This is a genomic window from Pseudomonas sp. GM24, from assembly GCF_000282235.1.
Taxonomy (GTDB): domain Bacteria; phylum Pseudomonadota; class Gammaproteobacteria; order Pseudomonadales; family Pseudomonadaceae; genus Aquipseudomonas.
The window spans coordinates 1-13,329 of record NZ_AKJR01000040.1; the positions used below are offsets into that span (position 1 = coordinate 1).

The 13,329-nt window shown below is 59.7% G+C and carries 12 protein-coding genes and 1 pseudogene; 9 read left to right on the forward strand and 4 right to left on the reverse strand.

The genetic code is table 11. From position 1 onward, the window contains the following. Positions 1 to 83: 83 nt before the first annotated feature. Entirely contained in the window at positions 84 to 908 is an 825-nt protein-coding gene (locus PMI23_RS06780) for an SDR family oxidoreductase (RefSeq protein WP_007911225.1), read from the reverse strand. Positions 909 to 1,082: 174 nt separating this feature from the next. Next, positions 1,083 to 2,123 carry a threonine aldolase family protein gene (locus PMI23_RS06785; RefSeq protein ID WP_007913115.1) on the reverse strand — a complete coding sequence of 347 codons (1,041 nt, stop codon included), beginning with the start codon at positions 2,121 to 2,123 and terminating at the stop codon, positions 1,083 to 1,085. Between the two features lie 126 nt (positions 2,124 to 2,249). Between PMI23_RS06785 and PMI23_RS06790 the strand changes: the two genes are divergently transcribed. The 8 genes from PMI23_RS06790 (at position 2,250) to fdhA (ending at position 12,362) form a co-directional block, all read left to right on the forward strand. Then, positions 2,250 to 2,960: a TraX family protein gene (locus PMI23_RS06790; RefSeq protein WP_007913116.1), complete on the forward strand. Its 711-nt coding sequence runs from the start codon at positions 2,250 to 2,252 to the stop codon at positions 2,958 to 2,960. 285 nt (positions 2,961 to 3,245) lie between these two features. Then, entirely contained in the window at positions 3,246 to 4,499 is a 1,254-nt protein-coding gene (locus tag PMI23_RS06795) for a serine hydroxymethyltransferase (RefSeq protein ID WP_007913117.1), read from the forward strand. A gap of 20 nt (positions 4,500 to 4,519) precedes the next feature. Further along, positions 4,520 to 5,770, forward strand: coding sequence for a sarcosine oxidase subunit beta (locus PMI23_RS06800; protein ID WP_003206307.1), 1,251 nt, complete (start codon positions 4,520 to 4,522; stop codon positions 5,768 to 5,770). A gap of 14 nt (positions 5,771 to 5,784) precedes the next feature. Next, the gene (locus PMI23_RS06805; protein ID WP_007913119.1) at positions 5,785 to 6,114 is read left to right on the forward strand and encodes a sarcosine oxidase subunit delta; all 330 of its coding nucleotides are present in this window, start codon (positions 5,785 to 5,787) and stop codon (positions 6,112 to 6,114) included. Further along, positions 6,111 to 9,128: a sarcosine oxidase subunit alpha gene (locus PMI23_RS06810; RefSeq protein WP_007913126.1), complete on the forward strand. Its 3,018-nt coding sequence runs from the start codon at positions 6,111 to 6,113 to the stop codon at positions 9,126 to 9,128. The genes PMI23_RS06805 and PMI23_RS06810 overlap by 4 nt, the downstream gene beginning before the upstream one ends. A 132-nt stretch (positions 9,129 to 9,260) precedes the next feature. Beyond that, positions 9,261 to 9,893, forward strand: a complete 633-nt coding sequence (locus tag PMI23_RS06815; protein ID WP_007913127.1) for a sarcosine oxidase subunit gamma — start codon at positions 9,261 to 9,263, stop codon at positions 9,891 to 9,893. Positions 9,894 to 10,104: 211 nt separating this feature from the next. Next, positions 10,105 to 10,962: a formyltetrahydrofolate deformylase gene (gene purU, locus PMI23_RS06820; RefSeq protein WP_007909989.1), complete on the forward strand. Its 858-nt coding sequence runs from the start codon at positions 10,105 to 10,107 to the stop codon at positions 10,960 to 10,962. 200 nt (positions 10,963 to 11,162) lie between these two features. Continuing rightward, positions 11,163 to 12,362: a formaldehyde dehydrogenase, glutathione-independent gene (fdhA, locus tag PMI23_RS06825; RefSeq protein WP_007909990.1), complete on the forward strand. Its 1,200-nt coding sequence runs from the start codon at positions 11,163 to 11,165 to the stop codon at positions 12,360 to 12,362. Positions 12,363 to 12,433: 71 nt separating this feature from the next. Here fdhA and PMI23_RS06830 read toward each other — a convergent pair whose 3' ends face one another. Further along, on the reverse strand, positions 12,434 to 12,646 hold the full coding sequence (locus tag PMI23_RS06830) for a cold-shock protein (protein ID WP_007909991.1): 213 nt from the start codon (positions 12,644 to 12,646) through the stop codon (positions 12,434 to 12,436). Positions 12,647 to 12,683: 37 nt separating this feature from the next. Further along, positions 12,684 to 12,908 carry a hypothetical protein gene (locus PMI23_RS06835; protein ID WP_007909992.1) on the reverse strand — a complete coding sequence of 75 codons (225 nt, stop codon included), beginning with the start codon at positions 12,906 to 12,908 and terminating at the stop codon, positions 12,684 to 12,686. Between the two features lie 241 nt (positions 12,909 to 13,149). Between PMI23_RS06835 and PMI23_RS30270 the strand changes: the two are divergent. Then, a pseudogene (locus PMI23_RS30270) lies at positions 13,150 to 13,221 on the forward strand (hypothetical protein); the annotation flags it as partial. Positions 13,222 to 13,329 lie beyond the last annotated feature (108 nt).

A 13,329-nucleotide genomic window follows, 5' to 3' on the forward strand; every position in this document is an offset into this window, starting at 1 on the left:
GTAGTTTCACGTCGGCGTAATTCTCAAATATCCCCCGATCAGTCCCCTCTCCCTTTGGGAGAGGGCTAGGGTGAGGGGCTATTTCAGTCAACAAACAAATCCGGCATCAACGCCGCCTCGCTTTCCCGATCAAACCGATAATGATCAAACTCCGCCACACCGTTCTCACGCAAAATCTCCTCATCAATCAACAACCGCCCGGTAATCTGCCGCCCGCTGCTATCCAGAATCACATGCGCCGCATCCGCCATGATCGAAGGCAGACGCGCCTTCTTGAACGACTCCCGATTACCCAGCTGAAACTCGATCGCCGCCGTGGCAATCATCGTCTGCGGCCACAACGAATTGACGCTGATCCCGTAACTGGCAAATTCCTCGCTCATTCCCAGCGTCAGCATGCTCATGCCGTACTTGGTCACGGTGTACGGACTGAACTGCGCAAACCACTTGCTCGCCAGATTCAGTGGCGGCGACAGATTGAGAATGTGCCCGGCGGATTTCTTCAGGTAGGGCAGGGCGGCCTGACTGCACAGCAACACCGCGCGGGTGTTGATCTGGTGCATCAGGTCGAAACGCTTGAGTTCGATGTGCTGCACACCCGTGAGCTTGATAGCCCCGGCGTTGTTCACCAATGCATCGATGCCGCCGAAGTGCTCGTTGGCCTGGGCAAGTGCCTGACGCACCGCGTCTTCATCACGCACGTCCACTTGCAGCGCCAAAGCCTTACCGCCAGCCGCCTCGACTTCAGCCGCGACGCTGTGAATGGTCCCGGGCAACTTGGCGTGGGGTTCGGCACTTTTCGCCGCAATCACTATGTTGGCCCCGTCCTTCGCGGCACGCAGCGCAATCTCACGACCAATGCCACGGCTGGCGCCGGTGATGAACAGGGTTTTGCCTTGTAACGACATGCCGATGCTCCTGCTTATTGTTATGTGAGCGGAGGGCTCGACAGACAATGTAGACCAGGCAGAAGCACAACCTGTGTAGGAGCTGCCGAAGGCTGCGATCTTTTGATTTTGTTTTTCAAGATCAAAAGATCGCAGCCTTCGGCAGCTCCTACAGGGGGAGGGGGTAGCGTCAGGTCAGGCGGACATGACTTCGCGGATGTCGCGGGCCAGTTCGCGGACGCGTTCTTCTTCGGTGTCCCAGGAACACATGAAGCGTGCGCCGCCCTTGCCGATGAAGGTGTAGAAGCGCCAGTTCTTCGCGGTCAGCGCGGCGATGGCCGGCTCGGACAGTTGCAGGAACACGCCGTTGGCCTGCACCGGGAACATCAGTTCGACGCCGGGAATGTCGCTGACCAGTTCAGCCAGCAGCTGCGCGCAGTGGTTGGCGTGGCGGGCGTATTTCAGCCAGGCGTCGTTTTCGAGGATGCCGACCCACGGTGCCGAGAGGAAGCGCATTTTCGACGCCAGTTGCCCGGCCTGTTTGCAGCGGTAATCGAAGTCTTCGGCCAGTTTGTGGTTGAAGAACAGAATCGCTTCACCCACGGCCATGCCGTTTTTCGTGCCGCCGAAGCACAGCACATCAACACCGGCCTTCCAGGTCAGATCGGCTGGCGAGCAGCCGAGGAAGGCGCAGGCGTTGGAGAAGCGCGCGCCGTCCATGTGCAGGTGCAGGCCCAGCTCTTTGCAAGTGGCGCTGATGGCGCGGACTTCTTCCGGGGTGTAGACGCTGCCGACTTCGGTGGCTTGGGTCAGCGTGACCACACGCGGTTTCGGGTAGTGAATGTCCTGGCGCTTGAGCGCGACTTCGCGGATCGATTGCGGGGTGATCTTGCCGTTTTCGGTTCCGGCGATCAGCAGTTTCGAGCCGTTGGAGAAGAATTCCGGGGCGCCGCATTCGTCGGTTTCGACGTGGGCGGTTTCCGAGCAGATCACGCTGTGGTAACTCTGGCACAGCGACGACAGGGCCAGCGAGTTGGCGGCGGTGCCGTTGAAGGCGAAGAACACTTCGCAGTCGGTTTCGAACAATTGGCGGAAATGGTCGGCCGCGCGAGCGGTCCATTCATCGTCGCCATAAGCGCGTTGGTGGCCGTGGTTGGCCTGTTCCATTGCAGCCCAGGCTTCAGGGCAGATTCCGGAATAGTTGTCGCTGGCGAATTGTTGGCTCTTGTCGGTCATGGCCGGCTTCCGTGGTCGAGACTCTTGTGAAGGCTCGTGGTCAATGAGGGTGCGCACTTTACCGAAGATCTTCCGGGGAGCACACGGGATGTCACGTTCAGGAAATTACCAGTTTGTAGGACGATTATGCACCTGAGCAAACGCGACGGCGCACTGGATCTGCTCAAGTGGCTGGCGCTGCTGAGCATGTTGTTCGATCACCTGCGATATATCGGCTTTTCCGTCGATTGGCTGTATGTGCCAGGACGGTTGGCGTTTCCGTGGTTTTGTCTGGCGATGGCGGCGAATCTGGCGCGTGATGGTTCGCAGAAGACGGAATGGCGCTACCTGGGCTGGTTGTTGCTGTTCAGTGCGGTGAGTGAAATTCCTTACCGGTTGTACATTCCTGAGCCCGATACGTTGAATGTGATGCCGACGCTGGCGCTGGGGTTGCTGGTGGCGCGGGGGTGGCAGGATCCCTCGATCATGTCGCGATTGCTGGGCGTTGCGGCGCTGGTGCTGGCCGCTGTTTTTCCGGAGCGACTGATGTTCGGGTTCTTCGGCGTTTTGCTGCCGCTGGCGATGCTGCTGGTATTTCGCCGCCCGTGGTACTTCAGCTTGGTGCCGGGATTGATTTGTCTCGCAGCGAATCAATGGCAAGTGCTTTACGACTCTGCAAGGTTCGGTAGCAGCGTCGCCATTCTTGGCATTGCCACCTGTCTGTTTGCGCCCATGCTCGGAATGTTCCTGTTGCGACATGCACGACATCTCCAGCCACCCCCCATGCGCCGTTGGGCTTACGCCCTCTACCCCACACATTTCCTCCTGCTACTACTTATCCGCCAAGTTGCCGCATGACCCTGTGGGAGCTGGCTTGCCAGCGATAGCGGTGGGTCAGCCAACGTCAATGCCAACTGACCTGCCGCCATCGCTGGCAAGCCAGCTCCCACAGGGTTCTCCAGTGTTTTCGAGATCGAGTCTGGAAAACGCATTTCCGGCCATGTCGTAAACGCACCTTTGCGTGGCGCGCGCAGGCATTTGAGCTGTCTGCGCCGGTCATACCATCGGCATCAAAGGGCACTGCCTTCATTGCCAGTGCCTTACCGAGACGAATGGCGCACAGATGCCGCTGGGAGAGACGCGATGTTCAGCAAGCAAGACCAGATCCAGGGTTACGACGATGCACTGCTGGCGGCGATGAATGCCGAGGAGCAACGTCAGGAAGATCACATCGAGCTGATCGCGTCGGAGAACTACACCAGCAAACGCGTCATGCAAGCGCAAGGCAGCGGCCTGACCAACAAATACGCCGAAGGCTACCCGGGCAAGCGCTACTACGGTGGCTGCGAGCATGTGGATAAAGTTGAAGCGCTGGCCATCGAACGCGCCAAGCAACTGTTCGGCGCCGATTACGCCAACGTCCAGCCGCATTCCGGTTCTTCGGCCAACAGCGCCGTGTACTTGGCGCTGATCCAGCCAGGCGACACCATCCTCGGCATGAGCCTGGCCCACGGCGGTCACCTGACCCACGGCGCCAAAGTGTCGTCCTCGGGCAAGCTCTACAACGCCGTGCAGTACGGCATCAACACCGACACCGGGCTGATCGATTACGACGAAGTCGAGCGTCTGGCCGTCGAATCCAAGCCAAAAATGATCGTCGCCGGTTTCTCCGCTTACTCGAAGACTCTGGACTTCCCGCGCTTCCGTCAGATTGCTGACAAAGTCGGCGCGCTGCTATTCGTCGACATGGCCCACGTCGCCGGTCTGGTCGCTGCCGGTCTGTACCCGAACCCGCTGCCGTACGCCGACGTGGTCACCACCACCACGCACAAAACCCTGCGCGGTCCACGGGGCGGGCTGATCCTGGCCAAGTCCAACGAAGAGATCGAGAAGAAGCTCAACGCCGCGGTGTTCCCCGGCGCTCAGGGCGGCCCGCTGATGCACGTCATCGCCGGTAAAGCCGTGTGCTTCAAAGAAGCGCTGGAGCCGGGCTTCAAGGCTTATCAGCAACAAGTGATCGACAACGCTCAGGCGATGGCCAGCGTGTTTATCAAACGTGGCTACGATGTAGTGTCCGGCGGCACCGACAATCATTTGTTCCTGGTCAGCCTGATCCGTCAGGGCCTGACCGGCAAAGACGCCGACGCCGCCCTTGGCCGTGCACACATCACCGTCAACAAGAACGCCGTGCCGAACGACCCGCAATCGCCGTTCGTGACCTCGGGCCTGCGCATCGGCACCCCGGCTGTCACTACGCGCGGTTTCAAGGTGACCCAGTGCGAAGTGTTGGCTGGCTGGATCTGCGACATCCTCGACAACCTCGGCGATGCCGATGTCGAGGCCAATGTTGCCCAGCAAGTGTCGGCCCTGTGCGCAGACTTCCCGGTTTATCGCTGAGTGTTCTGGAGTAACTGACTATGCAACGCTATTCGGGCTTCGGCCTCTTCAAACACTCCCTCAGCCACCACGAAAACTGGCAGCGCATGTGGCGCACGCCAACGCCGAAGAAGGTCTACGACGTGGTCATCGTCGGCGGCGGCGGGCACGGTCTGGCGACCGCTTACTACCTCGCGAAAGAGCACGGCATCACCAACGTCGCCGTGGTCGAGAAGGGCTGGCTGGGCGGCGGTAACACCGCGCGCAACACCACCATCGTTCGCTCCAACTACCTGTGGGACGAGTCGGCGCACCTCTACGAACACGCGATGAAATTGTGGGAAGGCCTGTCCCAGGATCTCAACTACAACGTGATGTTCTCCCAGCGTGGCGTTTACAACCTGTGCCACACCCTGCAGGACATCCGTGATTCCGAGCGTCGGGTCAGCGCCAACCGCCTCAATGGCGTTGATGGCGAACTGCTCAACGCCAAGCAAGTCGCTGACGAGATTCCGTACCTCGACTGCTCGAAAAACACCCGCTACCCGGTGATGGGCGCGACCGTGCAGCGTCGCGGCGGCGTCGCCCGTCACGATGCCGTGGCTTGGGGCTTTGCCCGTGCCGCCGACGCCTTGGGCGTGGACTTGATCCAGCAGACCGAAGTGATCGGTTTCCGCAAGGAAAACGGCGTGTGCATCGGTGTTGAAACCAACAAGGGTTTCATCGGCGCCAAGCGCGTCGGCGTGGTCACTGCGGGTAACTCCGGGCACATGGCCAAACTGGCCGGTTTCCGTCTGCCGATCGAATCCCACCCGCTGCAAGCGCTGGTGTCCGAGCCGATCAAACCGATTATCGACAGCGTGATCATGTCCAACGCCGTGCACGGTTACATCAGCCAGTCCGACAAGGGCGACCTGGTGATCGGCGCCGGTATCGACGGCTACAACGGCTACGGCCAGCGCGGTTCGTACCCGGTGATCGAACACACCATTCAAGCGATCGTCGAGATGTTCCCGGTGTTGTCGCGCGTACGCATGAACCGCCAGTGGGGCGGCATCGTCGACACCACCCCGGACGCTTGCCCGATCATTTCGAAAACCCCGGTACCGAACATGTTCTTCAACTGCGGTTGGGGCACCGGTGGCTTCAAGGCCACACCTGGCTCGGGCAACGTGTTTGCCGCGAGTCTGGCCAAGGGTGAAATGCACCCGTTGGCCGCCCCGTTTTCCATCGACCGTTTCCACAACGGCGCACTCATCGACGAACACGGCGCTGCTGCCGTCGCCCACTAACAGGAGAAATCCCCATGTTGCATATCTTCTGTCCTCACTGCGGCGAGTTGCGCTCCGAAGAGGAATTCCACGCATCCGGTCAGGCGCACATTCCGCGCCCGCTCGACCCTGGCGCTTGCACTGACGAGGAGTGGGGCGACTACATGTTCTTCCGCGATAACCCCCGTGGTCTGCACCACGAGTTGTGGGATCACGTCGCCGGTTGCCGTCAGTACTTCAACGTCACCCGCGACACCGTGACCTACGAGATTCTCGAAACCTACAAGATCGGCACCAAGCCGCAATTCACCGACAAGGCTGATTCGGCGAAAACAGCCACGACGGCGCTGGGAGAGAAGGTATGAGCCAGACCAATCGCCTGTCCAACGGTGGACGGATCGACCGCAACAAAGTGCTGAGCTTCACCTTCAACGGTCAGAGCTACAAAGGCTTCGAGGGTGACTCGCTGGCCGCCGCACTGATCGCCAACGGCGTCGACATCATCGGCCGCAGCTTCAAGTACTCGCGTCCTCGCGGGATCTTCGCTGCCGGCGCCGAAGAGCCGAACGCGGTGCTGCAGATCGGTGCGACCGAAGCCACACAGATTCCCAACGTGCGCGCCACGCAACAGGCGCTGTATCAAGGTTTGGTCGCGACCAGCACCAACGGCTGGCCGAGCGTCAATAACGACATGATGGGCATTCTCGGCAAGGTCGGCGGCAAGCTGATGCCGCCGGGGTTCTACTACAAAACCTTCATGTACCCGCAATCGTTCTGGATGACCTACGAGAAGTACATTCGCAAGGCTGCCGGCCTCGGCCGTTCGCCGACCGAAGTCGATCCGGACACCTACGACTACATGAACCAGCACTGCGACGTGCTGATCGTCGGCGCCGGCCCGGCCGGTCTCGCCGCTGCCCTGGCCGCAGCGCGCAGCGGTGCCCGAGTGATTCTTGCCGATGAGCAGGAAGAGTTCGGCGGCAGCCTGCTCGACTCACGCGAAAGCCTCGACGGCAAACCGGCGATGGACTGGGTCGCCAGCGTCATCACCGAACTGAAGAACACCCCGGACGTGCTGTTGTTGCCGCGCGCCACGGTCAACGGTTACCACGACCACAACTTCCTGACCATTCACGAACGCCTCACCGATCACCTCGGTGACCGTGCGCCGATCGGTCAGGTGCGTCAGCGCATTCACCGTGTCCGCGCCAAGCGTGTGGTGCTGGCGACCGGTGCTTGCGAGCGTCCGCTGGTTTACGGCAACAACGACGTGCCGGGCAACATGCTTGCCGGTGCGGTGTCGACTTACGTGCGCCGCTACGGCGTAGCACCGGGCAAGAAACTGGTGCTGTCGACCAACAACGATCACGCTTATCGCGTTGCTCTGGATTGGCTCGACGCCAGTCTGCAAGTGGTCGCCATCGCCGACGCGCGCAGCAATCCGCGTGGTGCGCTTGTAGAAGAAGCGCGAGCCAAAGGTATTCGCATCCTCACCGGCAGCGCCGTGATCGAAGCCCGTGGCAGCAAGCGCGTGACCGCTGCCCGCGTGGCGGCGATTGATGTTAAAGCGCACGCCGTGACCAGTCCTGGCGAGTGGCTCGACTGTGATGTGGTTGCCAGCTCCGGCGGCTACAGCCCAGTTGTTCACTTGGCTTCGCACCTCGGTGGCAAGCCGACCTGGCGCGAAGACATCCTCGGTTTTGTACCGGGCGAAGCGCCGCAGAAACGCGTGTGCGTCGGTGGCATCAACGGCGTTTACGGTCTCGGCGATTCGCTGGCTGACGGTTTTGAAGGTGGCGTGCGTGCTGCCGCTGAAGCCGGTTTCCAGACCGTCGAAGGCGTGTTGCCGAAAGCCCTGAGCCGTCACGAAGAGCCGACGTTGGCGCTGTTCCAGGTGCCACATGAAAAGAACACCGCACGGGCGCCGAAGCAATTCGTCGACCTGCAAAACGACGTAACCGCTGCGGCGATCGAACTGGCAACCCGCGAAGGTTTCGAGTCGGTCGAGCACGTCAAACGCTACACCGCGCTGGGCTTCGGCACCGATCAGGGCAAGCTCGGCAACGTCAACGGTCTGGCCATTGCCGCCCGTTCGCTGAACGTGACCATCCCGCAGATGGGCACCACGATGTTCCGCCCGAACTACACGCCGGTGACCTTCGGCGCCGTGGCCGGTCGTCACTGTGGGCACATCTTCGAGCCGGTGCGTCATACCGCGCTGCATGCCTGGCATGTGAAAAATGGCGCAGAGTTTGAAGACGTCGGTCAGTGGAAGCGCCCTTGGTACTTCCCGAAAAACGGTGAAGACCTGCATGCAGCGGTGAAGCGTGAATGCAAAGCCGTGCGCGACAGCGTCGGCCTGCTCGACGCCTCGACCCTCGGCAAGATCGACATCCAAGGCCCGGATGCCCGCGAGTTCCTCAACCGCGTGTACACCAACGCCTGGACCAAACTCGACGTGGGCAAGGCTCGCTACGGTTTGATGTGCAAAGAAGACGGCATGGTCTTCGACGACGGTGTGACGGCGTGCCTGGCCGACAACCATTTTGTCATGACCACCACCACCGGCGGCGCGGCTCGCGTGCTGCAGTGGCTGGAGCTGTACCACCAGACCGAATGGCCGGACATGAAGGTCTACTTCACCTCCGTCACCGACCACTGGGCAACCATGACCCTGTCCGGGCCGAACAGCCGCAAGCTGCTCAGCGCCGTGACCGACATTGATCTGAGCAACGAAGCGTTCCCGTTCATGACCTGGAAAGAAGGTCTGGTCGGCGGCGTGCCGGCGCGGGTGTTCCGTATCTCGTTCACCGGTGAGCTGTCGTACGAAGTCAACGTCCAGGCCGACTACGCGATGGGCGTGCTGGAGAAAATCGTCGAGGCCGGCAAGCAATACAACCTGACCCCGTACGGCACTGAAACCATGCACGTCCTGCGTGCCGAGAAGGGTTTCATCATTGTCGGTCAGGACACTGACGGCTCGATGACCCCGGACGACTTGAACATGGGCTGGTGTGTGGGTCGCACCAAACCGTTCTCGTGGATCGGCCAGCGTGGCATGAACCGTGAAGACTGCGTGAAGGATCAGCGTAAGCAACTGGTCGGTCTGAAGCCGATCGATCCGAACGTGTGGCTGCCGGAAGGGGCGCAACTGGTGTTCAACACCAAGCAGACGATCCCGATGACCATGGTCGGCCACGTGACTTCCAGCTACGCGCACAACTCCCTCGGTTATTCGTTTGCCATGGGTGTGGTCAAGGGCGGTCTGAAGCGCCTCGGTGAGCGGGTGTTTGCACCGCTGGCCGACGGCAGCGTGATCGAGGCGGAGATTGTTTCTTCGGTGTTCTTCGATCCGAAGGGTGATCGCCAGAACATCTGACACTGATCGTTCCCACGCTCTGCGTGGGAATGCATCCCGGGACGCTCTGCGTCCCAAGAGCGGACGCAGAGCGTCCATGGCGGCATTCCCACGCAGAGCGTGGGAACGATCAAGAATTCAGGAAGGTGCTTTATGACCACAGCCAATGTTTACCAACAACGCCCGACCACTGGCGCCAAGGCCGAGTCGTCGCTGCACCATGCCGACCTCGCCAGCCTGGTCGGCAAGGGCCGCAAGAACGCCGGCGTGATCGTGCGGGAAAAGAAACTCCTCGGTCACCTGACCATCCGTGGTGATGGCCACGATGCAGCCTTCGCCGCTGGCGTGCACAAAGCCTTGGGTATCGAACTGCCCGGCGCTCTCAGCGTCATCGTCAAGGGTGAAACCAGCCTGCAATGGATGGGCCCGGATGAGTGGCTGCTGATCGTGCCAAGCGGTGAAGAATTCGCTGCCGAACAAAAACTGCGCGAAGCGCTGGGTGATCTGCACATCGCGATCGTCAACGTCAGCGGCGGCCAGCAAGTGCTCGAATTGAGCGGGCCGAACGTACGTCAGGTGCTGATGAAATCCACCAGCTACGACGTGCACCCGAACAACTTCCCGGTCGGTAAAGCGGTCGGCACGGTGTTCGCCAAATCGCAGTTGATGATTCGCCATACCGCCGAAGACACCTGGGAACTGCTGATTCGTCGTAGCTTCTCGGATTACTGGTGGTTGTGGTTGCAGGATGCTTCGGCTGAGTACGGGTTGAGCGTACAAGTCTAAAAGCTTACCCCCTCACCCCAGCCCTCTCCCCCAAGGGGGAGAGGGGGAAAGGGAGCCGATCTCGGGTGTTTTTGCGATCTGCATTCACCTTCAGATTTTCAGGTCGGCGTAGCTTGAACGAACACCTCGGTCAGTCCCCTCTACCTCCGGGAGAGGGCTAGGGTGAGGGGAAAAACCTGACACCCCGCACAAGAACAGGAGTCACCGCACCATGAGCCGCGCCCCAGACACATGGATTCTGACCGCCGACTGCCCCAGCGTCCTCGGCACGGTGGACGCGGTCACGCGTTTTCTGTTCGAGCAGGGCTGCTACGTCACCGAGCACCACTCGTTCGATGACCGCCTCTCCGGGCGTTTCTTCATTCGCGTGGAATTCCGCCAGCCCGACGGCTTCGACGAAAAGTCCTTCCGCGCAGGCTTAGCCGAACGCGGTCAGGCCTTCGGCATGATCTTCGAGCTGACCGCGCCGAACTACCGGCCGAAAGTGGTGATCATGGTTTCCAAAGCCGATCACTGCCTTAACGACTTGCTCTACCGTCAGCGCATCGGCCAGTTGTCGATGGACGTGGCGGCGGTGGTCTCCAATCACCCGGACCTCAAACCGCTGGCCGACTGGCACCAGATTCCCTACTACCATTTCCCCCTCGACCCCAACGACAAGCCGTCGCAGGAGCGTCAGGTGTGGCAGGTGATCGAAGAGTCCGGCGCTGAACTGGTGATCCTCGCCCGCTACATGCAGGTGCTGTCGCCGGAGCTGTGCCGCAAGCTCGATGGCAAGGCGATCAACATTCATCACTCGTTGCTGCCGGGTTTCAAGGGCGCCAAGCCCTATCACCAGGCCTACAACAAGGGCGTGAAACTGGTCGGCGCGACGGCGCATTACATCAATAACGATCTGGATGAAGGGCCAATCATTGCCCAGGGCGTCGAGGCGGTGGATCACAGTCATTACCCTGAGGATCTGATTGCCAAGGGCCGCGATATTGAAGGCCTGACGCTGGCGCGGGCGGTTGGGTATCACATTGAGCGGAGGGTGTTTCTCAACGCCAATCGTACGGTCGTTCTCTAGATCGCCATCGCTGGCAAGCCAGCTCCCACAGGATTCGGTGTTGGATTTTGATTCTGTAAACGACACAAATCCCTGTGGGAGCTGGCTTGCCAGCGATGAGGCCCTGACAGGCAACACATAAACAGCATCTGTACCCGAGCACTCAACGCGCTGCCTGCCTGGGCAACGCGGTTCCATAAAAACAACAGCGAGGTGAAAGCATGTCTGGCAATCGTGGTGTGGTGTATCTCGGCGCTGGCAAGGTCGAAGTACAGAAAATCGACTATCCGAAAATGCAGGACCCGCGCGGTCGCAAGATCGAGCACGGGGTCATTCTCAAAGTGGTTTCCACCAATATCTGTGGCTCCGACCAACACATGGTGCGCGGCCGTACCACGGCGCAGACCGGTCTGGTGCTGGGTCACGAGATCACCGGCGAGGTGATCGAAAAAGGCTCCGACGTCGAAAACCTGAAAATCGGTGATCTGGTTTCCGTGCCGTTCAACGTCGCTTGCGGGCGCTGCCGTTCCTGCAAAGAGCAACACACAGGCGTCTGCCTGACCGTCAACCCGGCCCGTGCCGGTGGCGCTTACGGTTACGTCGACATGGGCGACTGGACCGGTGGCCAGGCCGAATATGTGCTGGTGCCGTACGCTGACTTCAACCTGCTGAAACTGCCGGACCGCGACAAGGCCATGGAGAAAATCCGTGACCTGACCTGCCTCTCCGACATCCTCCCGACCGGTTATCACGGCGCAGTGACGGCGGGCGTTGGCCCGGGCAGCACTGTTTACATCGCCGGCGCTGGCCCGGTCGGCCTGGCCGCTGCCGCTTCCGCACGTCTGCTCGGCGCTGCGGTAGTGATCATCGGCGACGTCAACACCATCCGCCTGGCCCACGCCAAGGCGCAGGGTTTTGAAATCGTCGACCTGTCCAAGGACACGCCGCTGCACGAACAGATCGCCGCATTGCTGGGTGAACCGGAAGTGGATTGCGCGGTGGACTGTGTTGGTTTCGAAGCTCGCGGCCATGGTCACGACGGCGTAAAAGCCGAAGCGCCGGCCACCGTGCTCAACTCGCTGATGGGCGTGGTGCGTGTGGCCGGCAAGATCGGTATCCCAGGCCTGTACGTCACCGAAGATCCAGGTGCGGTGGACGCTGCCGCAAAAATGGGCAGCCTGAGCATTCGCTTCGGTCTGGGCTGGGCCAAGTCGCACAGCTTCCACACCGGCCAGACCCCAGTGATGAAGTACAACCGTCAACTGATGCAGGCGATCATGTGGGATCGCATCAACATCGCCGAAGTGGTGGGGGTGCAGGTGATCAGTCTGGATCAGGCGCCGGAAGGTTACGGCGAGTTCGATGCGGGTGTGCCGAAGAAGTTTGTGATTGATCCGCATAAGTTGTTTAGTGCGGCGTAAGGTTTTACGCAATAGAAAACGGCGCCATTGAGGCGCCGTTTTTCATGGGGGGCGGGAATTTCCTTCCGCTTTTACTCAATTTCAACTTCTTCTGCTTGCATTCCTTTCTGCCCTTTAGCAGAAATGTAACTAACGGATTGTCCTTCCTTCAGAGTCTTGAACCCATCAGCCTTGATTGCTTTGAAATGAACGAAGAGGTCATCGCCGCCATTCTTCGGCGTGATGAAACCAAACCCCTTTTCATCGTTGAACCACTTGACCGTGCCTCTCTCTTTACCTGCCATGTCTTTGCTTCCCGCTTCGATTGATTGGTGAAAACATTTACAAAACAACAGAAGAATGAGGATGCTTGAGAAAGTCCTCGTCCTGAGCCAGTTTTATATCGACTGCGTAATATTGACCGTTATCACCACGCACAAGATCATAAGTAACCTTCTGCCCCGCTTTGATGTATTTAATGATCGGATCGTCCGGGCTGATGCAAAAGATGATCGGCGGGACATCTGATTCGAGCAGTTGATCGCGCGGACTGAGTTGCTTTTCCATCACCGTATCTCCCGTTGAATGACCGTTAGTTGCACCTCGCTTTCTTCGAACAATTGACACACCAGCAGCTTATTCCAGCCTGGATCGCTAAACACCTGTCAGATCTGACAGGTGTTTAGTTCTTTTTGAAATATTGATTTGCATGACAAGCAATTAACGACCTAAAAAGATCTCAGCCCTAGGGTTGTTTCGCGAATTTGAAGTCTTGCGGGTAGGTCAGCCTTGATAAGGCGCTGGAAGGTATGGCGAGTTCGATACGGGCGTGCCGAAGAAGTTTGTGATTGATCCGCATAAGTTGTTTAGTGCGGCGTAAGGCTTAAGCTCGATACAAAACGGCGACTTCAGGGTCGCCGTTTTTTTTAGAGCCAAGGTCAAAAGCTACCCTCATCGGAACGCCGCCCGCCCAGCCCTCTCCCGGGGG

Excerpts from the sequence above, each read along its gene's own strand:
- PMI23_RS06810 (WP_007913126.1), top strand. The coding sequence starts at position 6,111 with ATGAGCCAGACCAATCGCCTGTCCAACGGTGGACGGATCGACCGCAAC.
- PMI23_RS06785 (WP_007913115.1), bottom strand. The coding sequence starts at position 2,123 with ATGACCGACAAGAGCCAACAATTCGCCAGCGACAACTATTCCGGAATC.
- PMI23_RS06835 (WP_007909992.1), bottom strand. The coding sequence starts at position 12,908 with ATGGAAAAGCAACTCAGTCCGCGCGATCAACTGCTCGAATCAGATGTC.
- PMI23_RS06805 (WP_007913119.1), top strand. The coding sequence starts at position 5,785 with ATGTTGCATATCTTCTGTCCTCACTGCGGCGAGTTGCGCTCCGAAGAG.
- PMI23_RS06800 (WP_003206307.1), top strand. The coding sequence starts at position 4,520 with ATGCAACGCTATTCGGGCTTCGGCCTCTTCAAACACTCCCTCAGCCAC.
- PMI23_RS06815 (WP_007913127.1), top strand. The coding sequence starts at position 9,261 with ATGACCACAGCCAATGTTTACCAACAACGCCCGACCACTGGCGCCAAG.
- fdhA (WP_007909990.1), top strand. The coding sequence starts at position 11,163 with ATGTCTGGCAATCGTGGTGTGGTGTATCTCGGCGCTGGCAAGGTCGAA.
- PMI23_RS06795 (WP_007913117.1), top strand. The coding sequence starts at position 3,246 with ATGTTCAGCAAGCAAGACCAGATCCAGGGTTACGACGATGCACTGCTG.
- PMI23_RS06790 (WP_007913116.1), top strand. The coding sequence starts at position 2,250 with ATGCACCTGAGCAAACGCGACGGCGCACTGGATCTGCTCAAGTGGCTG.
- purU (WP_007909989.1), top strand. The coding sequence starts at position 10,105 with ATGAGCCGCGCCCCAGACACATGGATTCTGACCGCCGACTGCCCCAGC.
- PMI23_RS06830 (WP_007909991.1), bottom strand. The coding sequence starts at position 12,646 with ATGGCAGGTAAAGAGAGAGGCACGGTCAAGTGGTTCAACGATGAAAAG.
- PMI23_RS06780 (WP_007911225.1), bottom strand. The coding sequence starts at position 908 with ATGTCGTTACAAGGCAAAACCCTGTTCATCACCGGCGCCAGCCGTGGC.